This window comes from Acidovorax sp. Root275 (genome assembly GCF_001428965.1).
GTDB lineage: Bacteria > Pseudomonadota > Gammaproteobacteria > Burkholderiales > Burkholderiaceae_C > Acidovorax > Acidovorax radicis.
This window is the reverse complement of the sequence record NZ_LMJH01000010.1, coordinates 358,139-385,066: the sequence shown is the minus strand read 5'-3', so window position 1 is coordinate 385,066 and position 26,928 is coordinate 358,139. Positions and strand designations below refer to the sequence as shown.

Sequence of the window (26,928 nt, the reverse complement as noted above, 5' to 3'; positions counted from 1 at the left end):
TTTTTTACGAGATCGACCATGGTTCTATTGGCATCTTGCTTTTAATCATCTCCTTGAAGAGATTCAATTATTATTCACTATGCAGAATGAAGAATGTAGACGCACAACCTGCAGTGACCAAATAGGCCCGCCATCCAGTGCCAAGGCTCCCTTCGCATTTGTGCATATACCGAAATGCTCGGGAACGGCATTTGAAAATTACATGATTTCCCAGGGAGGAGGCTTTGCATCTTCTAGGGCATTTACTGGTGTTGGTGTGAATGGTGAGTCAGAATCGCTTGAGGCGTATTTCAAGAAAGAAGCATTATCGTCATTTGTCTTCGGGCATTTTCATTATCAAAATTTACTACGCTTTTGCCCCAATGCATTTACGGCTACCTTTGTCCGTGATCCGGTGAACCGGACAATTTCGCAGTACAAATCATGGCACGACGAGAACAACTTTCATCCTGACGATCCACATTATAAAGTGGCGACATCCTCAGAGCGCGACGCACTGATTTTTGCGCAGCAGGCATCTTTGGAAGAATTTGTGTGTTCTGGTAATCCAATAATCTTTGATGGGGCGTTGGGCAATCAACAAACAATTTGTCTCTCCACGTACTTGGGAGGGGATATGGAGGAGCACCTGAAAAGTGCAAAAGAAAATCTAAATACATTTGATTTTTTTGGGATTACTGAGAATTTTATGGAATCATTGGAGCTCTTGCGATTGATGGTTCCGGATTTCTTGGATTATGGAATTGCCAGAGAGAAGGAAAACAGATCTCGCATTGTTGTTGATGAGGTGACTCAACACGTGAGAGGTATAATTGCGGAGCAGGTCAAATACGATCAGCAGCTTTATGAATATGCTTGCCAACTCTTCAAGGAGCGTCTCCAAGAGTGGCGTTCTGGCTCCATGCCCGTCTATGCGTACAAGTGGTTCGCTGGGGAAAATACTGGTGATCGTCCTCAGGGAAGCAGGTCTTCGAAGCAGCAGCCCTCCCAGGAGGAATATCAGGCCTTGCGGTTGAGCCTCTCAAGACTGGAAATCGAAAACAAGAGAATACAGAGCGAAAGCGAGCAATTGCGCGAGCAGCTACAGCAAATCGAAGTCATGCATTTGCAGGCGTCCGAGGCGAATCAAAAAGCTTTGGAGGTGCAGCAGGCACGCTCCATGGAGGCCGAGGCTGTCAATGGCATGGTTCGAGCGCAACTTGCACATCTGGAAGCAAGTCATATCCAGCTTCGCCAGGTTTACTCGCATATCGTCGAATCACGATCGTGGCGTTTGATGCAAGCGCTGCAGTCTGTCTTAGCGAGATTTCATATCAAGTAATTCCTGCCTTGGCTTGGTTTGAATAAGTGTTTTGATACGCATGGCAAGCATTGATGTGCGCCTATGTCGTTGTGTTTTTTCGCGCTAAGGGGGCTGGTGCAGGTACCACTCTGCGGTCTCGGTTTTGGCGGGGCTTGGCAGTTCATGGAAGAGAACTGAATGATGGGTTGCAACCACACACTACCGGCCAAACGGCGTGGTTTGGCGGGGGGGCGGATGGCAGAGCAGAGGAGACTCTTGTGAGCCACATCAGTGGCGCTGTACAACGCGACAGGATTTGTGGCCCGTCTGGCTCAAGCCTGCTCAGTAGAGCTTAGCTAGTGACGATGCTCTTGCTGCATTCGTGAATTTGCGTTAAATTTTTTAATTGAAGCCTATGGACTGGAAATCCCGCGTGCTGGAGAGGGTGTCTCGAGGGGCCGCTAATTGATTTAGTGATCCTCAATCACTATGAGAACTAAAAAGATGTTCAATAAAATGAGATGGCAGTCCACAAGATCGGTAACCCTTGCAGTGTTGACGCTCTTTCTGGCGGCAGCTCAAGCCCAGCAGATTCTGCAACTCACACCGGGAGAGCCGCCGACGGAGAAGCTTGCGCTCACCGCAATGGATACCAAGCCTGGCGAAGCGTTGCTCATTGAAAATCTAAAAATTAACGATGAAGTTCCTTCGGTCGTGAATCTCAGGCTTCGGCGTTCAGAAGTCATCAGCGGTGAAACACAATTTATTGTTGTCGATGAAAAGGGATCTCGTGCCTTTCCATTGGCTACCAGCGCACATTTTGTGGGCACGCTCGAAGGCAATCCCGATAGTTATGCTTTTGTAACGGTATCCCCCAAGGGAGAAATTCGCACCATCATTCACCGCGGGAAGGAAACGGTTGTCAATGAACTGCTTCCTGTTCGCGGCAACGGTGCGGGTGCTGCTGTTTCACGCTTGGTGAATCATCAGAAGGATTTTGTCAATCGAGAGTTTTCTTGCGGTGTAAGTCCAGATTTTCTTCAATCCGACCCGAGCCAGAAGAAGCTCGGGATTGAAAATTTGCTCAAAACTGGCAGGGAAAATTCTCAAAAAATTTTGGGTGAAGAGAAAGCAGGCAGCCCTCGGCGTGCGGATATCATCATTGATAGCGACTACGAGTTTTATCAAAATTTTGGCTCTGAATCTGCTGCATTCACATATGTGACCAATCTGCTTACCTATGTGGGTAGTCGGTACCAAGCAGAAATATCCACCCGTTTCAATCTCAAGCAAATAGTAATTCGCACAACATCTGCCGATCCTTGGACCCAGACAGCCACTGGCGCGATGCTCAACGAGTTGCAAGCCTTCTGGAATGGCGGGGCAAATGCCTCTGTTTCGCGGCACCATGTTCATTTACTTAGCGGGAAAAATTCTGGGGGTGGGATAGCTTATGTGGGTAGCCTCTCCAACCAAAGTACGGCTTATGGCGTTAGTGCAAATATCGAGGGAGATTTCAATCCGTCGAACCCGCAGGTCATCTGGGATTCGGTCGTAGTTGCCCACGAGATTGGACATGCATTTGGTAGTTCACATACGCATGACTACGACAATCCCTATATTGCTCCGTCACCTAATACCGGTGGTGCAATCGATTGCTGCTATTCGGGAAATGCTACTGGGCAGTGCGGAATTGCCCTTGGGGGCGCCGGACGGTTGGGCTTTTTGCCTGGCGCATCCTCAACCACTGGAGGGGGCGCAGGTCAGGGAAACGGGACCATCATGAGTTACTGCCATCTGCTCAATGGGGGGATGAGCAACATCACATGGACTTTTGGAACCAATCACGTCTATGGGGTAAATGCTGGCCGTGTTCCAACTGTGATGTCGGATCAAGCGCAATCAAAGCTGCCGCTGGATGCTTCAGGTACCTTCGATCTGAGCGTTAGCAAAACGGGAACAGGCACGGTAACCAGCTCTCCGGCAGGTATTAATTGTGGTGTGGACTGCAACGAAAGTTACGCTGCGGGCACTATTGTCACGTTATCTGCATCCGTTGGAACGGGGTACACATTTTCCGGATGGGGAGGTGCTTGCTCGGGTACCGGTGTGTGTACTGTCACGATGAGTGTGGCGCGGAATGTGACGGCCACATTCATTCCAACTCCCCAAGGCGTACTGTCTGTCGCGAAAATCGGGACTGGGACTGGCACCGTAAGTCGTGCAGGAGGATTGCTCAACTGCGGTAGTACTTGTACAGAGTCACTTGCTCCTGGCACCATTGCGACGCTGACGGCGAGCCCCGCTGCAGGAAGCTCATTTGTCGGCTGGAGTGGTGGGAGCTGCAGTGGAACAGGTGCTTGCTCATTCACCGTAAATGCAAACACCACTGTGACTGCAAACTTCAATTCCAGCAGCGGAGGCGGGCGTGCAACAACCCCATTGTTGGAGACGAATCTGACGGGCACTGCGGGCTCGGTTCAGTACCGCAGTGTTGTGGTTCCTTCCGGCGCAAAAAATCTTGTCATCCAGATCAGCGGGGGTATTGGAGATGTGGACCTCTATGTCAAATTTGGCCAAGTGCCAACTACCGCTTCATATGACTGCAGGCCTTTTGCGGTGGGAAACGAGGAGACCTGCACCTTCCCCACCCCGACCGCAGGAACCTACCATGTCATGCTGCGTGGTGATAGTCAATACAGTGGGGTTACCTTGGCCGCGACCTACCATAAGAGACTGATAAATATGGCGCCGATACTGCAACTTCTTTTGGACTGAGGGGTTTATATGAAAATTTTCAAGAAAATCGCTATTGCCACCGGCGTGGCAATGATTGCATGCAGTGCGCAGGCAGGATCTTCGTCTGGTAAGGTAACTACGCTGATTATAAATTCCAGCAATTTCCTGTTTTTCACGGCAGGCGTTAAAACTGGCTCACCATCATGTGGTAACAATAACCAATGGGCTATCAATCTCGCCACAGCCCAAGGGAAAACTATCTATGCCTTGTTGTTGTCTGCCCAGGCGCAAGACAGGACGGTATCCGTTTTTGGCAACAATGCCTGTAACAACTGGGGTGATCGTGAAGATGTTCTGTATGCCACTTCTGATTGAGTGCCTGTTCGGTTAAAAAAGGAAAAACCTGAGTTTTCAGTAGGCCGATCAACATCGGCCTGAAGTGTGCTAGCTCCGTCTTACCCAACTGGCGCGTAGATCCTGGAACCTGTCTTTGACAGCGACTTGTTTTTCGATGGTTGAGCGGGCATGCCCTGGCCTGACTTCTTGGTGGGCAGAGAGACCTTGGAGCTGCGGGGATTCCTTGGCACTGCGGGGTTTTAGGGGGGTGCATGGGCCAGCGTCGTGAGCCCAGCTTGGGCGGACGGGCAGGCTCATACATTGATGCATGCTGCGGGTTCCGAGGGAGCCACAGCGCTGCAACAGTGGGCTGTGCACTGACTCGATCTATGGCAACACCCATGAACGCATGGCTGAGCAGTTACAGACCATGGGGGTTTCAGCCAACTTCTTCGCCAGTGGGGCCTAGCGGACAATTTCCGTTAAATCATTATGTGCCCCACCCTGTTCAGCACCGGAGAAGGAAACCCGATGTAACCCTGGCTGGCGCGTATATGAGCAAAGATACAATGCGTTAAAGAAGTGCCGGAGAGCTACACCGGCGCCTTGGTCTCTCATACGCGCCTTTCGCAAGGTCCGCCTTCACGACGCACCTCTTTTTTGACTTGTTCAGTTTCCAAGCGGGCTGGGCCGCGGCGAACACTGACGCTTTCCTTCTTATCCCCTTTTCATGAAGCACACACTGGTTCCTGTCGTCTTGTGTGGAGGTTCTGGCACCCGGCTGTGGCCTTTGTCGCGTGAAGCCTACCCAAAGCAGTTTCTTGCGTTTGACGGTGAATTCACAATGCTTCAAGACACCGTTCTGCGCTTGCATGGCTTGGCGGAATGCGTGTCGTTGGCGCCGCCTGTGCTCGTCTGTAATGTCGAGCATCGTTTTCTTGCAGCCAGCCAACTGGTGGCTGCGCAAGTGGATGACGCACGCATCGTGCTGGAACCATTTGGCCGAAATACAGCACCAGCGCTCACTCTTGCTGCGTTACAGGCGGGCTCCGACGGGGCTGACCCCATACTTTTGGCCATGCCGGCGGACCACGTGTTCACTGATCGGGCCGCCTTGCATGTGGCAATCCTGCAAGCCATGGAGGTGGCTGTACAAGGTGCCATGGTCACTTTTGGCATTGTGGCGGACCGGCCTGAAACAGGGTATGGGTACATTCAGCGCGGCGCCGAATATCAGCAGGGTTCCTATCGGGTCGCCAACTTTGCAGAAAAGCCTGACGGGGATACCGCTCAGCGGTACGTCGACTCTGGGGAATACTTGTGGAACAGTGGGCTGTTCATGGTGCGCGCGAGTGTTTGGCTAAAAGCGTTGGACGCATGCAAACCTGAAATCCTGCAGGCCTGCACCCGTGCGATGGCCGACGCCCAGTGCGATCTGGATTTTGTACGGCCTGATGTGGCGGCGTTCTCAGCCTGTCCGTCAGACTCCATTGACTATGCGGTGATGGAGCACCTGCCCAAGCGTCCTGATCTAGGAATCCCTGCATGTGTCGTGCCGTTGCAGGCTGGATGGTCTGATCTGGGGGCCTGGGATGCGTTGTGGCAAGTCCTTGGGCACGATGCCAATGACAACGCCATTGTGGGGGACGCTGTGTTAACCGATTCGACGGGCTCGCTAGTGATGGCGCGCAGTCGACTGGTTGCAGGTGTCGGCCTGAGGAATATCGTGGTGATTGAGACACCCGATGCGGTTCTTGTTGCCGACAAATCGCAAACTCAGAGCGTCAAGCACATCGTGGCGCATCTCAAGGCGCAAAAGCGCGCCTTGGCGGATACACACCGGAAGGTGCACCGGCCTTGGGGCTGGTACGACAGCATTGACAGCGGGGAGCGCTTCCAGGTCAAGCGCATTGTGGTGAACCCCGGCGCGAGTCTTAGCTTGCAAATGCATCACCACCGTGCCGAACACTGGGTGGTTGTCAAAGGAACGGCCCAAGTCACCAACGGCGAGAAGGTTTTCCTGTTGGGTGAGAACGAATCGACTTATATCCCCGTGGGCCACATTCACCGACTTTCCAACCCCGGGAAGGTACCGTTGGAGATCATTGAGGTCCAGTCGGGAAGTTATCTGGGGGAGGACGATATCGTGAGATATGACGATAGCTATGGGCGAATGTCCTCTTAACTTAATAAATCAGTATCCAGGAGAGTGAATTGGGAAAAAAGATAGCACTTATAACAGGCATTACCGGGCAGGATGGAGCATATTTGGCCGAATTGCTGCTTAGTAAGGGGTATTCAGTTCACGGCATTCGCCGGCGGGCTTCGCTATTCAATACAGATCGCATTGACCATTTGTATCACGACCCACATAGCGAAGGGCTGGATTTGACACTCCATTATGGGGATTTGACAGATTCGTCCAGTCTTATTCGCATTGTTCAGCAGGTTCAACCGGACGAAATCTACAACCTTGCAGCCCAAAGCCATGTGGCAGTTTCGTTCGAAGAGCCTGAGTACACTGCCAATTCTGATGCATTGGGAACGTTGCGCCTGTTGGAAGCCGTACGTATTGCAGGCTTGGAGAAAAAGTCCCGTTTTTACCAAGCATCTACCTCTGAGCTCTATGGTTTAGTGCAGGAAGTGCCTCAAAAGGAAACCACCCCGTTTTACCCACGGTCTCCGTATGCAGTGGCAAAGATGTACGCCTACTGGATCACAGTGAACTACCGCGAAGCGTATGGCATGTATGCGTGCAATGGTATTTTGTTCAACCACGAATCTCCATTGCGAGGCGAGACTTTCGTGACCCGCAAGATCACCCGCGCACTTGCGAGAATCAAGCTGGGATTGCAGGAATGCCTGTACCTTGGAAACATGAATGCCCTGCGCGATTGGGGCCATGCACGTGACTATGTCGAAATGCAATGGCTTATGCTGCAGCAGGAAACAGCAGAAGACTTCGTGATCGCAACCGGAGAACAGCACTCAGTGCGTGAATTTGTGGATCTCGCAGCGAAAGAAATCGACATTCATATCCAATGGCAGGGCAAGGGTGTCGAGGAAAAAGGCTACGACTCGGCAACCGGTAAGTGTATTGTGGCGGTTGATCCCAGGTATTTCCGCCCCTCAGAGGTCGAAACCCTGCTTGGGGATCCTAGCAAGGCAAAGCAAAAGCTGGGGTGGGTGCCAATCACCACTTTTTCAGAGCTGGTGTCTGAAATGATGCGGGAAGACCTCAAGGAGGCGCAACGCGACGAGTTGGTCAAACAGAATGGTTTCAAATACTTCAACCATCACGAATGATCGGCCAGGCATGATTCCTGTATATCAACCCTACTTCAACGGTCGCGAAAAAGAATACGTCAATCAATGCCTGGATTCCACTTGGATTTCGTCCAAAGGAGAGTTCATCGGCAGATTTGAGTCGGCCTTTGCAAAATATGTGGGCGCGCCAGGGGGGGCAACCAGTGTTTGCAATGGCACTGTGGCCATTCATCTGGCCTTGGCCGCGTTGGGAATTGGTCCAGGTGACGAAGTGATTGTGCCAACCTTCACCTACATTGCTTCGGTCAACACCATCATCCAGACGGGCGCGACACCCGTGTTTGTGGATTCACTACAAGCCACCTGGCAGGTTGACCCCGAAGATATCCGGCGAAAAATTACACCGAACACTAAAGCAGTGATGGCGGTTCACTTGTATGGGCAATCCTGTGATATGGATCCCATCCTTCAAATTTGCGAAGAAAATAATCTATTCCTAGTTGAAGACTGTGCAGAAGCCTTCGGAAGCTATTACAAGGGACGTCATGTGGGTTCCTTTGGTGACGTCGCCACTTTCAGCTTCTTTGGCAATAAAACCATTACTACTGGCGAAGGAGGAATGGTAGTTACCAAGGATGCTGCTGTATTGGCGAAGGCATTTCACTTGAAGAATCAAGGTGTATCGTCAAGCCGGGAGTACTGGCACGACATCGTTGCCTATAACTACCGAATGACCAACATCTGTGCCGCCATTGGCTTGGCGCAACTGGAGCAAGCAGACGTCATTCTTGAAAAAAAGCGCCAAATCGCACTTTGGTACGCAGAAGCGCTGCAAGGACTGCCGCTGGACGTGCATCGAGAAGAGCCCGGCACTACACACTCTTTCTGGATGTGCTCCATTCTTGTGAACAATGCCAGCCATCGAGATGGGCTGCGCCAGCACCTGCGGGAGCACGGCGTTGAGACCCGGCCCGTGTTCTATCCTGCGCACACCATGCCCCATTGTCTGACAAAGGGGGTGTTTCCTGTCGCTGAATATTTAGGCGCACGTGGGGTCAATTTGCCAAGTTATCCCGCACTGACGCAAGGTGAAATCCAGCGGATTGCTCAGTACATTCAGTCCTTTTTTGGGGCTATTGTGCAATGAAGTACGCCTTGGTCGCAACTACAGGCTATTTATTGCTTGTGGATCTCCAGTCTAGAAAGGTGCTGCCTCTCGAGAGTCATCGTACCGAATATTATGGAATATCCTGGTTTGCGGGAGAGGATGAATTGGTCCTCTCCCACTCCGGGGTGAATAATTCTGAGCTTGTTGACATTTCATCTTATGCTCAATCTGAGCAAGGTTGGCTGTCAAAAGGCGCTAAAAATAGTGCGAGATTTTTATCTCAGCCTCACCAGATATTTTGCGCACCCGATGGGCGTGTCATATCTACGAACACGGGTAGAAATGTCATTTCAATAATCGATTTGAATCGACCCAAGGTTTTTCAGGAGGCAGGAGTCAGCAGTGCCAGATGGGATCGATTGGCACTGGATAGGATTACTGGAGATCATCTGAATTCCGTTTTTCTTCATTCTGGAAAATTGTTCGTTGTGGCCCATGGCCACAGTAAGGGTTCGAAGCTCGCCGTTTTTTCGTATCCTGACCTGGAAGTGTTGTCGATAACTCCTTTGGGTGAAAGAACGGGGCTTCACAATATTTGGATTACTTCTGAAGGCCAGCGATTAAGTTGCCACTCAGAAATAGGTGGCTTGATAGATATTGATTCAAAAGAACCTCTGTGGGAGTCTGGTTCGCCGGTTTATACACGCGGACTGGCTGCGACTAGAGATTACGTTGTTGTAGGCGAGAGTCAGAAAGTGGGGCGAGACTTACGCCGCGATTCTTTGAGTGCATTGTGGATATTGGATAGAAAAAAATGGCAGGCAATTGATTATTTTTGCCTAGGGTCTTTTGGGGCTGTGAATGAAGTGAGATTGTTGGATGTCCCTGACGAAGCACATCATGGGGTGCCGCTGAATAATCTTCAGAGATTTCTGGAGAAAAGCATGGCTGGAGACGGAGCTCAAGAGCGGCTCCCGAAGCCTGTAGAAAAAAGATGGCAACCTATCCACATGCAGGGGGATATAACCCAGAACAGGCTCCAGGCTGCACGCGCTGCAGTGGAAGGGAGGATTGCATGGTCCTCGTACCAGTTGGTCCTTGGTTCGCCAGAAACGTTAAATGATGGTAGCAAGCGAGCATCTGCCGGCCTCTGTTTGGCTCTGAAGCACGCTACAGGCAATCAATCGACGGAGAGCTTTACCTATGCGCTGGAAGCAGGACAGGAGTCGCATGTCTCTGCTGTGCTTGGGTATACGGGTAAAGGGGGGGATACCCATATGGCTGCATTACTCGTTCAGAGTTCGGGTAAGGAGGGGGTATTGTCGGTATGGCGCCATCATGGAGAAACGTGGAAACAGTTGTCAGAAGTTGCCGCTGTGTTCGGGCTTCCAATAAAAGGAGATTGCCAGCTGTCCGTTACCTCTTCAACGGCTATTTTGTTGATAGGAGGTGTGGAGGTAATGCACCTAGATGCGTCAGTACTAGGGCTGGACTGCTGCAATAAGGGGCTCGGTATCCGATGGATAGGTGCAACGGTCAAACCACTGGACTAGCTTGATGAATCGATATTGGAAGGGGATATGGCAATCCCGCTATTTTTGGATCCACCTCGCCCTTGCTGACCTGCGTTCGCGTTGGCGGCGTTCATTTTTTGGAGCCTTGTGGTCTATTATTCAACCACTGGGTATGACCGCATTGTTGGCGGTAGTGTTTAGTCAGATGTTTAAATCGGACATCACAACCTACGCCCCTTATATTCTCTCTGGCTTGATTGTGTGGGAGTTTGTGGTTGCCAACGTTACTGGCGGTGCCCTGTCTTTCGTCCAAGCAGATGCGTATATCAAACAGTGCAAACACCCACTGGCCATCTATACCCTCCGAACCGTCTTGGGGAGTCTGGCCGTGTTGATGCTGGCGAGCCTTGCATTGTTTGGATGGTCTCTTGTGGTGCTCCCACAGAACTTTGGCTGGAGCTGGCTGGCAGTATTCACCATTTTCCCGATTCTCGGAATAATCGCTTGGCCATTGGCAACAACCTTGGCGTATGTAGGAGTGCGTTTCCGTGACGTGCCACATGCCATGGGGCTGCTGATGCAGGCTTTGTGGTTTGTGTCACCGGTTTACTTTGAGGCAAAAATGTTCAAGCAAGGAGGTATGGACTTCTTGGTTGATTTCAATCCCATTTACCATGTTCTTCAACTGGTCAGGGCACCGCTCTTGAATGGGGCGTGGCCCACAGTCGAAAATTATGCCTATTCTCTAGCCCTAGCGCTGATTTTTGCATTTTTCGCGTGGTTGGTTGGCCGTAAGGCTGAGAGTAAGGTGATCTTCTATCTATGAGCCAACCCCACATTAGCCTCCAGACAGTAAATCTTCACTATGCATCGGTTGCATTCAAAGAGCGTTCCTTGAAGTCTCTTGTTGCAAGGCCCTTTGGCAAGCGCAATGCAGATGAAGTCAAAGATGTTCATGCACTTAAGAATATTAATCTTGAAATCACGGGAGGGGAGCGGGTGGGCCTCCTCGGACATAATGGTGCTGGGAAGAGTACTTTTCTCAAAACTGTGGCAGGCTTGTATCCTGTATCCAGTGGCAAGGTTGAAGTACGTGGCCAAGTCCGTTCGCTATTCGACTTGAGTTTAGGGTTTGAACCGGATGCAACTGGCCGAGAAAATATTCTCTATCGCGGTCTTCTTTTGGGGTTGACGCCAAAATTCATGCGTGAAAAGCAGGCGGAGATTGTCGAATTTGCCGATTTGCGTGAATTTATTGATTATCCTATTAAAACCTATTCTGCGGGAATGCAGGTTAGGCTAGCATTTGCCATATCAACAGCGGTGGGGGGGGATATTCTACTGCTTGATGAAGTGATTGGGGCGGGGGATGCCAATTTTATGGTTAAGGCCCGGCTGCGTATAGCCCAATTGATTGAGCGGGCGGAGATTCTTGTTTTGGCTTCTCATGACTTTTCTGCTTTGAAGAGTCTATGCCAGCGCGGGGTTGTTTTTCATCGTGGAGAAGTGGTGTTTGATGGCGCAGTGGATGATGCCATTAATGAATACAAGAAGATAAATAAAATACTATGAGTTCGCGATCCCCTTTGCGTGTGATGTGGTTGCTGAACCATACGTCGGCACGAAAATTTGAGATATCGATGCTCAAGCGCATTGGTGTGGAGCAGATATTCTTGCCTAAGTCTTACCCTGATGATCCAAGATTTAGAAGTGCAAGCGTTGATTATTCTGAAGATGATCTTTTGGAAATACCAAAAGATGATTTGGAAATTCTAAATAAAACGGATTGGTACGCGGGCGGAGACGAAAATTCTTGGCGTTTGGCGAACAAGTACTTCGACGTTGTTTTTATAATATTCTATTCGCTGGATATTTTTCAATCTGTATCTAAGCATTTTTACGGTGCTGTTGTTTGGAGGGTTTTTGGAACTCAGCAACCTATGACCTACGGTAAGATAATTGCTTACTATGGGGGAGAGCGTGTACTAAAGCGCTTGGGAAAGCGGTTCTATTTTGGTGAAGCTTATTCACACCTTGCTGATCAGGAACCGAGTCACCTTCGTGATCGGCGCTGCTACTTGCCGTTGGGTATGTTGGATATCGGCTTTGAGAATGCGTGGAAAGGCGAGTGTAAGAAAATACTATTTGTTTGCCCTGATATTGCATTCAATGATTATTACAAAAAAACATATGAATCTTTTTGCAAAGATTTTGGGGATTTTCCGTACATGGTCTCGGGAGCTCAGCCCGTCGCGATTGCTGATCCCCATGTCCTGGGCTTTGTGAGTGGGCCGGAGCATCATCGAAATATGGTGCAAGCGCGGGTGATGTTTTATCAAAGTCGTGAATCACATCATATTCATTATCATCCTTTCGAGGCTGTACGCATCGGAATGCCGCTTGTGTTTATGTCTGGTGGCATGTTGGATCGGCTCGGTGGGGATAAATTGCCCGGACGTTGCTCTACGATACGTGAGGCTCGTGCGAAAATTGAGCGCATTTTGGGCGATGATTGGAAGTTCATCGAAGAAATTTGTTCTACTCAGAGGGTGCTGCTGAGTGCCATGGATCCACAGAATATGGTGCAGTTATGGCGTGAAGGCTTTCAGCGCATTGCTGCCGATCTCGAGGCATCGCGCGAAAAAATGCAGTCGCGACCAATAGCAATCTCGCGAAAACGTGTGGCGGTGATACTGCCGGTGGGATACCGTGGTGGAAGCTTGCGTGGCGCTTTGCTTTTGGCGAAAGCTCTATATCTTGGCAGTCGGCAGGCCGGAGAACCTGTTGATGTGGTTTTTTTGCATTTGGATGAATCTGCAACTTATTCAGATGCTGATTTTGACGAGTTGCCAGAGGGCGTGTTACGTAGACCATATTCGTGGAAGACCTTGACAGCCAGCCAGGCTCTCCGCGCTATGCGGTATGCTGGTTTTTCAAAGTGGGAACCCGCCGCCAACCAATACATCGTGCCGAACGATGGTATTCAACAATTGCAAGATTGTGATTTATGGCTTGTGGTAAGTGACCGTCTTTCGTGTCCATTGCTGCCGCTAAAAAGCAGTGTGCTTATGGTGTTTGATTATCTTCAAAGGTATGAGCCGGTGATTTCCAAGGGGACAGACCACGCGTTTCTGATGGCCGCCCGGGCCGCAGACCGCGTGCTGGTCACCACAGATTTCACTTGGCGCGATGCGATTCAATACGCCGGTCTTGAGCCTGGAAAGGTACGCAAGGTCCCGATGCTGGCTCCAGAGTTTCCGGTGATGAAAGTCGAGCAGGTGGCAAGCCCACGGCCTAGTGAAGATTATTTTTTGTGGACCACCAACGCTGCGGCCCATAAGAATCACGTCAATGCAGCGCGTGCATTGGAAATTTATTATGGGGAATTGGGTGGGCACTTGAATTGCCGCGTAACGGGAGTCAATACGCAAGGTCTGCGATCTGGAGAGGGCTCCCATATTCAAGCGATGGCTGAAGTATTTGATCGTTCCGAGATCCTGGATAAACGCGTTCGGTGGTGTGGGGAATTGCCTGACTTGGCATATCGAGAACTTTTGCGGGGTGCATTGTTTCTGTGGCACGCAGGCCGCATAGATAATGGAACTTTCAGCGTAGTGGAAGCAGCTTGCCTTGGAGTTCCGTCGCTTTCCAGTGACTACCCGGCGATGCGTGAAATGGATGCCCAGTTTTCGCTTGGTTTGTCTTGGATGGATCCTGCCTCGCCAAGAGATATGGCCATGCAACTCAAACAGATGGAGCATGAGGCGATGGCCCGGCGAGCCCGTTTGCCTACAATCCAACAGCTGTCGGTGCAAAGCGTGGAAGCCCTGGCCCCCTTTTATTGGAAAGAGGTGCGTGCGTGCCTGTGATAAAGGAATACGGGATCTATGTGGCGTATCCGCCAACCGTAGACTTGCGTGCGGAGGGGTTGGGCCGCTATCTGGCAGCGTTCTTGAAGGGCTCGGAAGGCCGAAGTGATGTACGCTTTACCATTGTGTGTCCGAGTTGGTCGCATGATTCGCTGGAGGAGTTGTTTGACAGCGAAGGCGTTCCCAAAGATCGGTTCCGTGTGGTGGGGCCTAGAGGCAAGCCTTACGTGTTGTACGCCTACGAAGCATGGAAGGCATATCAACAGCGGGACCGCAGCTCCGGCAGGCTCAAGCATATAGGCCGTGCAATAGCAGCCGGGGTGACGCAGGCGCAGACCCGCCTAGGGCGTCGAGCGGTGCAGGTGAACAGTGTGTCCACGCTGCTTCTGTTTTGCATTGAGGCGTTGCCCATGGCAGGGTTGTTCTTGCTGCTTGCGCCAATTTGGGTGCCGATAGTCCTTGTCAATCGATGGACCGCGATATTTCGAGGCAGCGTTCGGCGAGTGACTCCCAAGGTCGCCGCGAAAAAGAACCTTTTGAAAGCACTGCTTGATCAGCCTCAGGCTATAGGATTTGTGCAGCGCCTGTTTGCCGATATGGAGCAAACCGAAACCCAGCGCATGCAAAGAGTGATTGAGCGCCTGCGTGGAGTGAGCGCTTGGTACTGCCCGGCTGCATTCTGGCCCGCCTTTAATCAGATCAAGGCACCTCGCCTTATGTGTGTTCCAGACGTGGTTCTGACGGACTTCCCGGTAGGATTTTCATCTGTGAACGGTGATTACACTTTACAGGTTTTTGAAAATGTCGAAAAAGCGATTGCTGATTCTGATAATCTAGTGGCCTATAGTGGTGCCATAAAATGGGGAACATTGGTTGATAGGTATGGGGTTGATGAAGATAAGGTATCTGTAATATACCACGCACCGAATAAACTGGACCGATCGGTAACTGTTACTGGTTTTCCTGATCCAGAGAAGGCATCAAAAAATTATTGCCGCAGTATTTTATCCCAGGCTTTTTTAAAGGGTGAGAACATTGACTACCTTGCAGGTATAAAAAATGGAGATGTTCAGTTTTTGTTCTATGCAAGTCAGTTTAGGCCCAATAAAAATATCTTAAGCCTCTTGAGGGCATATGAATATCTATTGCGAAGCCGCCACGTGTCACTCAAGTTGATATTGACGGGTAACCCACGCCACATGCCGGAGATACAGGATTTTATTGTCCAGCATCGATTGGAGGAGGAAGTTCTTTGTTTGCCCAAGCTAAGCGTTGATGAGCTTGCTGCATGCTACAAGCTTGCAACATTGGCGGTGAATCCCAGTTTGAGCGAGGGAGGGTGTCCTTTCACCTTCACCGAGGCCTTGTCGGTTGGCACACCGGTAGTGATGGCGAAAATTCCTGTAAGCCAAGAGGTGTTGACTGATCCAGTCTTGCAAGAACTTACGTTCTTTGATCCCTACGACTGGAAAGACATGGCAGAGCGAATTCAATGGGGTGTCGCGAATCGAGAGAAGTTGTTAGCGGTGCAATTGCCGACCTATGAACAGTTGGTGCAACGCACTTGGCAAGACGTGGTGAATGAGCACCTTGATATCCTGGACCGCATGGTGTCGCAGCGTGGCGCAGCCGAGGGTATATCGTGAGTCATTCGCCGGTGATACCGACTGGGCTGTGCGTGCTAGGTTTTGGAGGGCATGCTCGCTCGGTGATGGACGTAGCAGTTGCCGTTGGGATCCAGGACTTTCTTTTTGTGGACGCGAATGCAGCGCCGGGCGAGACTTTATTGGGTTTTCCCACGCAAACCATTTTTCCCGAAACCTTGCCATCCGGATGGACCGTGTTCCCAGCCGCAGGTTCTAACGCACGTCGGCGTGAACAGGTCGAATGGACGCTTCGGGCCGGGTGGCCCCTGGCGACCCTTGTTTCCCCATCAGCGTCGATAGGTGTCGGCTCTTCGTTGGAGCCGGGGTGTTTTGTCGGCCATCACGCTCATATAGGCCCCATGGCGCGCGTCGGAGCAGGGTGCATTGTCAATACAGGGGCGGTGGTTGAACATGAAGCGGTCGTTGGCGACTTCTCTCATGTATCGGTGAAGGCCGTGATTGCTGGGCGCAGTCGGATTGGCCGCTTGGTCATGGTGGGGGCTGGAGCCACTGTTCTAGATGGACTGACTATAGTGGACGATGTCACGATTGGAGGTGGCGGGGTCGTGCATCGCTCCATTGACCAGACTGGTGTGTATGTCGGCGTGCCCGTGCGTCAAGTGTCTGTGTTGCGGACGATCTGATAGATCACACTATAAATACGGCTAGTGCCTGTCGATGCCTAGTCTGCATACCAAGGGGGAGCGGAGTGAGCGTAAGCGCGAATCCTAACAACAAAGTACTGGTGTCGCTGGTGGTGCCCGTCTATTCGGGTGCTGACTATCTGGCGGAACTGGTTGCATCGATTGCACAGCTCCGTGAAGCCTGGATATCGGACCGAGCACCATTACATTTGGAAGAGGTGGTCTTCGTTAACGACGACTCCGTTGATGAATCCGCTGTTGTGCTGAGCACCCTGTCTGAGGGCCGTGCATGGATGCGGGTGCTTCATCTGTCGCGGAATTTTGGCCAACATCCAGCCACCATCGCGGGGATTTTGCATACTTGCGGTGATTGGGTGGTTACTCTGGATGAGGACCTGCAGCATCCACCTGAGTACATTCCTGCGATGCTGAAGGTTGCTGTCGCTGATCAGCTCGATATTGTCTATGCCCATGCCCTGGAAAGGGTGCATGAAAGTGCTATCCGTGATCTCGGCTCGCGTTTCATGAAGCGGGTCACAGGTGTTTTAGCAGGCGACATGAGCGTCTCAACTTTCAGCAGTTTTCGCGTAATGCGCGGTTCGATCGCCCGCTCCGCCAGTCGAGTGTGTGGCCATGAAACCTACTTTGACATTGCGCTTTCTTGGTACTCCCGCCGTGTGGGCACCTCAATCCTGCCCATCAAAGACCGGCGCTTTATCGAGGGCAAAAAAAGTGGCTACTCGCTGAGAAAGCTGATGTCTCACGCCCGGCGACTTATTATGTCCAGCCGCGTCAAGGCCCTTCGTATCGGAGGTTACCTGGGATTGGCAGCTATGTTTTTTGGGTTTACGTTTGCCGCGTATGTGGCAGTCAGGGAGTTTTTCCATCCTGGCGCTTTCATGGCGCGTGGGTGGAGCTCTTTGATCATCTCCAATATGGTGTTCAGTGGGATGATCCTTTTTCTGATCAGCGCTGCTCTGGAGTACCTTTCTATTCTGGTACTTCGGGCTCAAGGAAAGCCCACTTTTTTCGTCATCGACAGAAGCGATGATGTGGTAATCGCGTCTTATCTCAGAGAGCTTGCCGCTTGAGCCTCCTGAGGCAAACTTTCAGGCGCCTTTATATCGGGCCGAGCGCCCAATTGCTAGTCCTCTTTGAGGTCACGCAGGTTGGCGGCATCCGGAAGGCTCGTGGCCTCGTCACCACCGACACGCTGCGGCAGGTGAGGCAACATTTTTGCCGAAGCGCTGGCACTCCGACTCGGAGTTGGACGCGCCGAACCTCGCACAGGTCCCGGAAGATCGAAGCCGACGGAGGTGCTGAGGGGAATTTCCTTGTTGTAGGTACTGCAAGGCCCATGGTATGGACACAGGTTTGGTGACGCGCATCATGCGAAAGCAATTCTTTCAACATTTTTCTGAAATGGTTCAGCATGTCAGCACCCGAGTTTGACGCGCACGCTGACAGTTATCGGCAGACGCTTGATCGGGCACTTGCGATTGGCGGTGGCGACAGCGTTTACTATGCAGAGCGTAAGTTTGCCGCTCTGAGTGCATATCAGAACGAGCGTCCGCACACCGCACCTGCGTCCATTCTGGATTTCGGCTGCGGAACTGGTACCAACCTTCCTTTTTTACGTGACCTGTTCCCCGACGCTGCTTTGCAAGGGGTGGATGTCTCACAACGCAGTCTGGAGGTGTCCAGTGGACGCCAAGTCCCCAGGTGCCAGTTGGCCTTATACGATGGAACAACCTTGCCTTTCGAGGCTGCGAGTTTCGACATGGTGGTGGTGTCCAATGTCCTTCACCATATCGAACCGTTTGATCGCGCTTCGACGCTCAGGGAAATCGCTCGCTGCTTGAAGCCTGGCGGCCTATTGGCAGTATTCGAGCACAATCCTTTCAATCCGGTGACGCGTAGAGTGGTGCGGGATTGCCCGTTCGATGCCGGTGTGACGCTGGTTAGGCCTCGAGAAATAAAGTCGATCTTGAGGGAGCAGGGCTATCAGATCGCTAGCCTCTGGAACATCATCTTTTTCCCCGCTGCGTTGAAGAAGTTAAACGCCGTAGAGCCTCAGATGCGGTGGCTGCCATTGGGCGCGCAATACGCGCTATTTGCTGAGTGGCCAGGAAGTTGACCATGTGTTCAAGCGCAAACCGTTGGACCAGTCATGCGGATGGGCTGCGATTGGGAGGCTGGCCATGAGTCCGGCATTGCTGCGCAGGTTTTCGCGCTTCACCTTGGTCGGGATTGCAAATGCCCTGGTCTACGCTGCAGCGACGCGGCTGTATGTGGATGTGTGGGGAGTGAATGCCGCTGTCGCTGGTGGCTTGGGCTATGCCACTGCGGTGCCCATCGCCTTTTTGGGGCATCGAGGCCTGACATTTCAAGCTCAGGGTGCGTTGTGGCCGCAGTTCGTCCGCTTTGTTGCGACGCATTTTCTGGGGTTCGTGCTGGCTGCGGCCATCCCCTGGCTGGTGTGCGACCTATTGGGTTGGCCCCTATGGGTTGGAATCGGGATAACCATTCTCATGGTTCCGGTTGCGACTTACGTGGTGATGGACAGGTGGGTATTCACCAAGTCGTGAGCGAGTGCTGGAACGCCTGCACAACACTCATTCTGCGGAGCCTGTGAATATGGCTTTAGTTGTTTGCTGACAGAAGGTTGCTAGATGTCCAGGTTTTCCTATGTTGCCGCTTGTTTCCTGTTGGCGGGGCTGGTTGTCACGGCTATTTGGCTACCCTTCGGTTTCGAAATGGGAGGCTTGATCGAAGAGTGGGGATTGTTGGGCCTCTACGCCAAGCATGGCCACTTCTACCTATCTGGTCGGGAGGGCCTTCTGCCCAGCCTGGCGATGCGACCCCTTACCTTTCTGATTCCCGGTTTGGCGAATCAACTGAGCTCGCATTCTTTCGTTCCATGGCACATGTTGTTAATACTCGCTCTTTTGCTCAAGGGGGCGATGGGGGGCTGGCTGGTATGGCGCCTGTCGCAATCTAGGACGCTGGGGGCGGCGGCGGTACTGTTGTGCATCCTTTACCCGGCGGACACGATGCATGTGTCGTTGAGGAGCCTGCACATTGTCTGGGCCATCACTTTGGCAATGTTGGGAGCGTGTGCGCTTATTGAGGCCCTGGAACGAGAGGTAGGTAGGTTCGTCCAAGGTGCGCTGGCTGTGGTCGCCGCCATATTGACTGTTGGCGGCATTGCAATGTACGAAGCAGCCTTGGCTCTGCTTCTCTTGGTACCCGGCTACTTCTTCGTTCAGCGGGGCGCTGTTGGCGTTTTGACCATCGCCCGGCGCAAATCCTGGGTATGGCTCCTCTTTAGCATCGGTCTCGGTCTATATGGCGTGTATCTCGCTAGCGTCAGTAGCGGCAGCAGCTATCAGGGCAACTTGGTGGGAGGCGGCAGTGTTCTAGGACTGCTTGCCGTGACTTGGCCGAAGCTCTTCACTGTTGGCGCGCTGCATGCGGTTTGGGGAGGCTGGGTCGAGGCATTCCGGCTGGCGATGGACCAGCCAATGTCCAACCAGATCTATCTGGCTGTATGTACGCTGTTGCTCCTGGCTGCGGCAGTGGGCATGTGCTTGCCGGCCAGCCACCCCGTTGGAGGGCTTCGATCTGTGCAAGCCTTCAGACTGATGCTGATGGGTGGTGCCATGGCACTGGCAGGCTATTTTCCCTATTTGCTTTCATTGCCTCACCTGTCGATCAACCAGCGCACTTTTTTGGCTGCCAGCCCCGGTGCGGCACTCCTCTGGGTGGGCGTGCTGGCCTTCGTGGTCGCCCACAATCGGAAGGTGATGTTGTTGATGTCGTTTCCAGCAGTCTTTCTTGGACTGACCTTCCAGTTGCATCAGTTCAGTCATTACCAGGACCTATCAGATATCCAACGCAGGCTGCTGGGAGAGGTCGCCAGCCAATATGGCCGGCGCGAAGGCGCTCCCCCCGTCGTAGTCCGAGACCATAGCAACAGTCTGGGTCACACATGGATGTTCCTTCCCGAGAATTTGGGCTCTGCCTTGTCGTACGTCATTGGACATCCGACGGGACCTCTGGAGATCTGTCGTCAGCCCGCTGGCGAATGGATGCGGCGAGATGGATTAGGTCGCACTGGGCACTGTTATGTTGCCGATGGACAATGGGTTTTCGAGGCTGCGCCCCTGGCCAGTGGTCCTGGTCTTCCCGTATCCAGCGAGCCGCGCAGGGTGGTCCGGTGGCCAGTGTCTACCACCGTAACCCTAGATGTAGGCCAGGAAATGGTTCTGGATTCCAGCGGAATTTCAAACCTACCGTATGCGTCTGGCAGCAGGCAGGATCCTGCGAATCCCACCGGCCTGTACGAGGTACGGTGGCCGCTCACAGGGCTGTTATGGCAGTCGGCTCACCGTGTGCGTGACTGCTATCGCTGGGACTTTGGGGATGTATGGAGCCTAGATCTTCCGATACGTGGGAGTGGGTGGCGTGAAGCGGAGTGGGAAGTGTCCGGGTTGCGCAAGACGTCGGCCGCCTGGAAGACCGGTGAGCGGGGTAGCTTGTACTTCGAACTGTTGCCCAAGGATGATAGTTATCTGCTTCGTTTTCGACTGGCTGCGATAGCTAGAGAGTCGGTACTGAGGAGCCTCGTTCTGTCGGTCAACGGTGTTCAGTTGCCAATGACCCAGCAGGGTTTAGAAGGTAGGGCCATAGTTCCCGCAGGTGTGCTCAAGCAGGGTTCGAACGTGATGGTTTTTGAGTCCGACGTAGCAACAGATTACTACGGCGTGTCAATTAAGTTGGACCGTGTGGTGGTGGCGCCCCTCGCGGCAGAGACCTCTGTGGGCGCGGGCGGATGCGGAGTTCTATAACGATGGTGGGTGGTGCGTCAGCCTACCCACGTCGGGCACGGTCAATTGCAAAATACCGGACGATGCGCAAGTTGTGCTGCGCATTGAGTGGTCAAGGTACTCAAGCTCGCTCCGCAGGTGAGCCTGGTGCACATCGTGCGTCGCGTGCTGATGTCGTCATCCTATTGCGCTGAAACCTCGATAGTTACCCTCGCGATGCCCGGTTTGTGAGCAGCGTCAGCCATCGCCTTATATGGCGCATCTCATCACGACCCCGGTATATGGAATGCGCAGAGGGTCTTGGTCTACGTCGCACGTCACATGATTGAAGACACGCCGCGCCAATTCGCAGTATTCCATTTCGGTTCGAGTGTGGGTGCCGCGATCCTTCGAGATGATGTAGCGCGCGATTTTCGATTGCCCAAGTGCGTATAGGGGATCCAGCGTCAGCAGAAAACCGCTGGGCCTCAATCGTTGCTTGGCCGTGCGAAAAAGACTCTCGGCCGTTGAGTCATCCAGATGATGGAGCAGACCGAGTGCAAGAATGATTTCGAATTCCGATTCCTGTGAGTCATAGTCAACCGTCAGCTCATCGCACACAAATCGTGCGCTGCGCTCCCGAAATCGCTCCTGCGCGCTGGCAATATAGGCGGCGTTCCGGTCAAAGCCCACGTAGTCGACATTCGCCGGAAGGTAGGACAGAACATCCCCGGTGCCGCATCCAATGTCGAGCACGCGCACACGATGCTTGGCATCTTTTGTGACAGTCGCCAACGCACGGCCCACCGCCTCCCGCCGCCAGGCGTTCGCGCCGACAATATTCTGAAAAATGTTATAGAGCACGGGCGTGGCCAGCAGATGTCGCAGACCAGATCTCACTTCTGACATTCACAGACCTTCATATAGTTTTGCACTACGTTGTCATTGATCCTAGCCCGCATGCTGGATCAACAGCAGACCGTCGCATGGAACTATACCTGGGCATCATTCCCAATCGGTGCAAGACAGCCGCGTGGAATTCAAACACCTAAAGTCGGGCAACGCACACAAACGCTCGGGATGAGTGGTGCTACACGACCGATTTATTCAAATAGAAGCTTGTCTGCTATGTATTCGCTGTAGCACGGACGCGGACCGAGCCTGCGCATGTGCAACGTTAGAATCATCCTCATCTCAGGCCCGTCAGTGCTCCAGTTCCATGGCGCGAGGCGAGGGGATTGGCGCGAGGGCGCCTGTGTGTAACTGGTTTTCTGTAAATACCCCAACATGGCGCCACTTCAAATCACGACCACCTTGCTGGGCATCGGCCTTGCCGCCGTCATTTTGCTGCTAGTGCGGCGCGATCACCTTTATCTTTTGCACGGTCTATTCTGGATTCTTGTGGCGGGGGCTGCAGCAGTTCTGGGAGTTTGGCCAGGGTTGATTGACCGTCTCGCTGTGGTTGTAGGTATCAGTTATCCGCCAGCTCTGCTTTTGCTGGTGGCGGTGGTGATCGTTCTCGTGAAAACGCTGCACACAGACATTGTCAATACCCGAGTAGAAAGGGATGTGCGGCGCCTCAACCAGCGGCTAGCCATTTTGGAAGCCGATAAAACTGCTTTGCGAGAAAATCGTCTCGGCTAGCTTTCACGCGCATTTGTCGGTGCGTGGCTTGGGGAATACTTCTGAGACTCAGGGACTAGCGCGGCGTGCCCGACGCACTTGCCACTGTGCCAGGCACAGCAGCGTGGTGGCTGCCATGTACTTGGCCACACTGAACCATGAGTTGAAAATCCGCGACTTGCCGACTGCGCGCAGATTCATGGAAACGGGCACCTCGGCAATACGCAGCCCGGCGCGGCGCACCATCAGCAGCGCACCCAGGTCCTGGTAGTCCAACAAGGTGGCTTCACGCGATGCCAGGACCTGCATGGCATCGGCGTTGTAGAGCCTGAATCCCGAGGTAAGGTCGCGCAAGTCAAAACCGGCCAGGTGGCGAAACCAGTTCCAGGCCAGTTGCCGTGTACGGCTGGCGCGCTCTGGGTACGCTCCTATGACCAGATCGGCCTGCTCCCGCGCCCGCAGCAAAACAGGAATCTCGTTGACCTCATGCTGCCCATCGGCGTCCATGGTAATGACGGCCTGGTAGCCGTGCAGCAGCGCATAGCGAATGCCCGCCTGCATGCCCCCCCATGCACCCATGGGGAGCACAGGATTCAACACGCAGGCACCCGCCGCGCTGGCAATGGCGGACGTATCGTCCGTGCTCTGGTCATTGATGACGAGTACATCGTGCCAGCCTGCGGCATGCAAATGCTGCAGCACGCTGCCAATGGTGCTGGCTTCGTTGCGTGCGGGGATCACCACCAGAAGGTCTTTGCCCCGAGCCGGCCTTGCCGCCTCTGGGGCCGCCAGGGTGTACCGGGTCGCAAGCGCTTGGGCGCTGGCCGCGATGGAGAAGTACCTGTGCAGGGAGCGCTGTCCAGCGGCACCAAATTCGGCACGTTGTCCGGGCTGGTCTTGCATGTGCTTGAAGGCTGCCCGCCAGCCCGAGATATCGCTCTCCAGGGAAACACGCAAGCCAGCACCTGCCTGCGAAACGACCCAGGGCATGCCCGATCCAGGTAAGTCGCTCACGATGCAAGGCCGGGCGTGGTGCATGGCTTCCAGCAACACCATGCCGAAGGCCTCGGTCCGCTCGCGCGAAGCCAGGCAGAAGACGTCGCAACTTCTGAGCAGCGCATGTTTCTCGTCGTCACCCACGTTCCCCAGGAGGCGCACATTGGGCTGTTCGCCGGATCGGGTGTGGGTGGCAATGAGGGCCTCCAGTTCCTGACGGGAGTCGCCTTCCCCCACGATCAACAACTCCAGCCCCGGCTGGCCCGCCACAGCGCGGACCAGGGTTTCAAAACCTTTGTAGTAGGTGAGGCGCCCGATCGACAACAGGCGCAGCGCGCCGCCACCTTCGGCTGCCCAGGCCTTTAACGGTTTTATCTCGCCGGAGGGTGCAGGGGTGGTGCAGTCCAGGCCCAGGGGAACTACATCGCATTTGTCCCGCCATTTTCGAAGTGGTTCGCTGGCTTCCAGGTACGGCGCAGATGTGGCAATGACCCGCGCCGCCTGGCTGAGTACCGCTTGTTCGAAGGGCCTGTAAAGGCGGTAGGCGATGGCAACTGCCGTGCGGATGCGTGACACCACCACGTCGGAATGCCAGTGCACCACCCACGGAATGTCGCGCGCCTGCGGCAGGGTGAGCGCCCAGAAAACGGAGTTGTTGGGCATGTGCAGGTGCAGGACATCAGGCTGGATGCGCTGAATGGCCCGACCCAATGCTTTCCGAAATCCGAGTGCGATGGGCGCGTAGACCACGCTGAACTGCACTGGCACCCGCTGCAACCATGGGGGGTCATCAGGCAGGGGATCGCCGTGCACCAATGCATGGGCATCCAGGCCCTGGCGCCGCTGTTCATGAATCAGATCGGCCAGAAAAACTTCCATGCCTCCGTGGTACGGAGGAAAGAATTTGCCGACGTGCAAGACCCTGAGCGCCATGTGCCTGCGAAGTGCTAGCGTTTAGCTGCAGGCATGCCCGCGATTTTTTCGCGCACTTGCCGGTATTGGGGATTGCGTGGGTCCAGCTGGATGGCCTGGTCCAAATCCTTTTGTGCCTCTGGAATGCGCCCCGTGCTGTGGTAGACCATCGCGCGGGCGTAGTACGCCGCAGCGCTCGGTTTTTGCGCTACCAGCGCCTCCAGCAGCGCGGTGGCCTGCTTGCCATCCCCGTTGCCCAGCAAGGCCATGGCCAGGCCTTGGACGAAACGCGGGTTGTGGGCATCGGTCTTGAGCAGCGTTCGGAATTCGGTGGTGGCTTCGTCAAACTGCTGAACCGCAAGGGCCGCTTCGGCCCGCCGCAGGCGAATGGTGGGTTCGGTGCTCTGGTTGTTCTTGTCTTGGGCGACTTTTTGCAGCGCGATCGTGAAGCTCTCAAAGGCGGGCGCGAACTGGTTGAGCGCAAACTGGGACTCGCCGCGGTGGTAGTACAAGGGCAAGTCTGAGTAACCCAGGGCCTCGGCGGCGGCAAAGGCCTTCAAGGCTTCGGCATGCTTCTTTTGCTGCTGCAGGACGACTCCGACATTGAGGCGTGTGCTGCGGCCCAGTTCGCCCCGGTCGCCGAAAGCGGCAGCGGTTGCAAACGCGCGTTCAGCCTGGTCGGGGAACCCCCTGCGCAAGTGGTAGGCGCCCAGGTTCATGAAGGGTCGGCTGCGGCCCACGGCGTTGGCAGGGGCCTTGAGATCGATTTTCTCGGCCGCGTCGGTCCAGGCCGTGCTTTCATCCCGCAGCGACAGGTTGCGCTCCAAGGCCAGCGCACCGAACACCAGCCCCAGGATCACGCCAGCCACGTAGATCGTGCGGGGCTTGAAGCCTGTGAGTGCAATTGCCAGCAGGCCTGGCAGCGCGACGGCCCAGAGGTAGCTGCGGTACAGAACAAAGGGGTCTTGGATCCAGACGGTGGCGAACTCCGTGGCAAACCACAGCATCGGAAGCAGCAGACACAGCGCGGCCAGGCCCAGCGCGCCGGTGCGTCGCAAAACCAGCCAAATACAACCTGACAACAGTGCGACGTATCCCAAGGCGCCTACAAGTTGCCAGGGGGATGCCAAGCCCAAAGGGAAAGCTGGGCGCAGGTCGATCGACATCCACCCGACATAGGGCAGCACCCACAGCAATCCGTAGGCGAAGAAGAGCGCAGCCTGGTTCAGAATGCTCAGCGGATAGATCTGACCGGTGATGCCGGGACGCATGGCTTCAAGTTGCTCTGCGAACGCGATGGATTGGGCGTCAAAAAGCCGCCCCACCAGGTCGCCGCGGAAGTGAAGCAGGGATCCCACCGCCAGCGCAAGCAGCAGCAAGGCACCAATTACCACGGTGGCGGTGCGCTTGCCGCCCGGACGGCACACGTAGACATACAGGGGAACTGCTGCTGCGGCGGTCATCACCGCATGCTCCTTGGACAGCACGGCCAGCAGGTAGCTCAGCAGCGCGCCTGCGTACCAGGCCACTCGCTTGGTTTGCAGCCCACGCACAAAGGCCCAGCATGCCAGCACGGCGAACAGGGTCGCCATGAGGATGGACCGTTGCACCAGATAGCCGACGGCGTACACCGCCATGGGGTGGAGCGCAAACAGCGCCACCCCAACCTGCAATGCCGCCCTTTGCGACGACGCGAAGTGCGCCTGTTCCTCGATGTCCTGTGGGAAACGCGTGCTGGCCATCAGCGCTTTGAAGAACGCATACATCGCAGCCACCACGCCCAGGTGCAAGGCGATATTGACGATGCGCTGCTTCCACCAACCGGCGCCTGCGATCTGGTCTACCCAGACGAAGCTGCCATAGGAGACCATGCGTTGCTTGAACTCCAGCAGGCTGCCGTAGTTGCCAAAGATCGTGCCTTCCGTGAGCCGTATATCGTCAAACAGCAGCTCATTGCTCAATCCAGGCACATACACGCCCAACACGGCCAACAACAAAATCAGGGCGAAAAAGTAGGGTGCTTTGCCGGATTGAGCCATGGAAGGGCGTCGGGGGGAATGTGGGGGAGAGCCGTCCCCGGTTGGGGAGGCTCTAGCGCGAAGGCAGTGTAGCAGACCAAAAAACGTCACAGTCTGTGAAAAAGTCCGCAAAAACAATGACTTGGTGGGGGTGCCCGCGCTGCAG

General features: G+C 54.0%; 20 protein-coding genes. 17 read left to right on the top strand and 3 right to left on the bottom strand.

Features of this window, described 5'->3' with window-relative positions; translation table 11 throughout:
• Window positions 1-79 precede the first annotated feature (79 nt).
• The 16 genes from ASE52_RS25380 to ASE52_RS21080 all read left to right on the top strand — a co-directional run bounded on the left by ASE52_RS25380 (window position 80) and on the right by ASE52_RS21080 (window position 21,255).
• Window positions 80-1,321, top strand: a complete 1,242-nt coding sequence (locus ASE52_RS25380) for a sulfotransferase family 2 domain-containing protein (protein ID WP_082606977.1) — start codon at window positions 80-82, stop codon at window positions 1,319-1,321.
• Between the two features lie 513 nt (window positions 1,322-1,834).
• A complete protein-coding gene (locus tag ASE52_RS25375; RefSeq protein WP_158004181.1) occupies window positions 1,835-4,060 on the top strand; it encodes a M12 family metallo-peptidase in 2,226 nt (741 codons plus the stop codon).
• A gap of 9 nt (window positions 4,061-4,069) precedes the next feature.
• Window positions 4,070-4,396, top strand: a complete 327-nt coding sequence (locus tag ASE52_RS25835) for a hypothetical protein (protein WP_139019190.1) — start codon at window positions 4,070-4,072, stop codon at window positions 4,394-4,396.
• A 691-nt stretch (window positions 4,397-5,087) separates the two neighbouring features.
• The gene (locus tag ASE52_RS21140) at window positions 5,088-6,542 is read left to right on the top strand and encodes a mannose-1-phosphate guanylyltransferase/mannose-6-phosphate isomerase (RefSeq protein ID WP_081474612.1); all 1,455 of its coding nucleotides are present in this window, start codon (window positions 5,088-5,090) and stop codon (window positions 6,540-6,542) included.
• 29 nt (window positions 6,543-6,571) lie between these two features.
• A complete protein-coding gene (gene gmd, locus ASE52_RS21135) occupies window positions 6,572-7,663 on the top strand; it encodes a GDP-mannose 4,6-dehydratase (protein WP_057229019.1) in 1,092 nt (363 codons plus the stop codon).
• A gap of 10 nt (window positions 7,664-7,673) precedes the next feature.
• A complete protein-coding gene (locus ASE52_RS21130) occupies window positions 7,674-8,771 on the top strand; it encodes a DegT/DnrJ/EryC1/StrS aminotransferase family protein (RefSeq protein WP_057229017.1) in 1,098 nt (365 codons plus the stop codon).
• Entirely contained in the window at window positions 8,768-10,285 is a 1,518-nt protein-coding gene (locus tag ASE52_RS25830; protein WP_140426306.1) for a hypothetical protein, read from the top strand. Before ASE52_RS21130 ends, ASE52_RS25830 begins: the two co-directional genes overlap by 4 nt.
• A 4-nt stretch (window positions 10,286-10,289) precedes the next feature.
• On the top strand, window positions 10,290-11,072 hold the full coding sequence (locus tag ASE52_RS21125) for an ABC transporter permease (protein ID WP_029413917.1): 783 nt from the start codon (window positions 10,290-10,292) through the stop codon (window positions 11,070-11,072).
• The gene (locus tag ASE52_RS21120) at window positions 11,069-11,818 is read left to right on the top strand and encodes an ABC transporter ATP-binding protein (protein ID WP_057229015.1); all 750 of its coding nucleotides are present in this window, start codon (window positions 11,069-11,071) and stop codon (window positions 11,816-11,818) included. The genes ASE52_RS21125 and ASE52_RS21120 overlap by 4 nt, the downstream gene beginning before the upstream one ends.
• Window positions 11,819-11,886: 68 nt before the next feature.
• Entirely contained in the window at window positions 11,887-14,115 is a 2,229-nt protein-coding gene (locus tag ASE52_RS21115) for a hypothetical protein (protein ID WP_198928142.1), read from the top strand.
• Window positions 14,106-15,761, top strand: a complete 1,656-nt coding sequence (locus ASE52_RS25370) for a glycosyltransferase (RefSeq protein ID WP_198928141.1) — start codon at window positions 14,106-14,108, stop codon at window positions 15,759-15,761. Before ASE52_RS21115 ends, ASE52_RS25370 begins: the two co-directional genes overlap by 10 nt.
• Complete coding sequence (locus ASE52_RS21105; RefSeq protein WP_347230964.1) at window positions 15,758-16,405, top strand: NeuD/PglB/VioB family sugar acetyltransferase; 648 nt, start codon at window positions 15,758-15,760, stop codon at window positions 16,403-16,405. Before ASE52_RS25370 ends, ASE52_RS21105 begins: the two co-directional genes overlap by 4 nt.
• 65 nt (window positions 16,406-16,470) lie before the next feature.
• Window positions 16,471-17,496: a glycosyltransferase gene (locus tag ASE52_RS25365; protein ID WP_158004180.1), complete on the top strand. Its 1,026-nt coding sequence runs from the start codon at window positions 16,471-16,473 to the stop codon at window positions 17,494-17,496.
• 341 nt (window positions 17,497-17,837) lie between these two features.
• Window positions 17,838-18,542: a class I SAM-dependent methyltransferase gene (locus tag ASE52_RS21090; protein WP_057229005.1), complete on the top strand. Its 705-nt coding sequence runs from the start codon at window positions 17,838-17,840 to the stop codon at window positions 18,540-18,542.
• A gap of 64 nt (window positions 18,543-18,606) precedes the next feature.
• The gene (locus tag ASE52_RS21085) at window positions 18,607-18,993 is read left to right on the top strand and encodes a GtrA family protein (RefSeq protein WP_140426305.1); all 387 of its coding nucleotides are present in this window, start codon (window positions 18,607-18,609) and stop codon (window positions 18,991-18,993) included.
• An 84-nt stretch (window positions 18,994-19,077) separates the two neighbouring features.
• Entirely contained in the window at window positions 19,078-21,255 is a 2,178-nt protein-coding gene (locus ASE52_RS21080) for a hypothetical protein (protein ID WP_057229001.1), read from the top strand.
• Between the two features lie 228 nt (window positions 21,256-21,483).
• Here the strand turns inward: ASE52_RS21080 and ASE52_RS21075 are convergent, their stop codons facing one another.
• Window positions 21,484-22,122 carry a class I SAM-dependent methyltransferase gene (locus tag ASE52_RS21075; RefSeq protein ID WP_010462201.1) on the bottom strand — a complete coding sequence of 213 codons (639 nt, stop codon included), beginning with the start codon at window positions 22,120-22,122 and terminating at the stop codon, window positions 21,484-21,486.
• Window positions 22,123-22,500: 378 nt separating this feature from the next.
• Here ASE52_RS21075 and ASE52_RS21070 point away from each other — a divergent pair, with 378 nt between their 5' ends.
• On the top strand, window positions 22,501-22,857 hold the full coding sequence (locus ASE52_RS21070; RefSeq protein WP_057228999.1) for a DUF2304 domain-containing protein: 357 nt from the start codon (window positions 22,501-22,503) through the stop codon (window positions 22,855-22,857).
• Between the two features lie 48 nt (window positions 22,858-22,905).
• Here ASE52_RS21070 and ASE52_RS21065 read toward each other — a convergent pair whose 3' ends face one another.
• Together ASE52_RS21065 and ASE52_RS21060 are read right to left on the bottom strand one after the other, a co-directional pair.
• Window positions 22,906-24,711: a glycosyltransferase gene (locus tag ASE52_RS21065; RefSeq protein WP_057228997.1), complete on the bottom strand. Its 1,806-nt coding sequence runs from the start codon at window positions 24,709-24,711 to the stop codon at window positions 22,906-22,908.
• Window positions 24,712-24,779: 68 nt separating this feature from the next.
• Entirely contained in the window at window positions 24,780-26,783 is a 2,004-nt protein-coding gene (locus ASE52_RS21060) for a tetratricopeptide repeat protein (protein WP_057228995.1), read from the bottom strand.
• Window positions 26,784-26,928 lie beyond the last annotated feature (145 nt).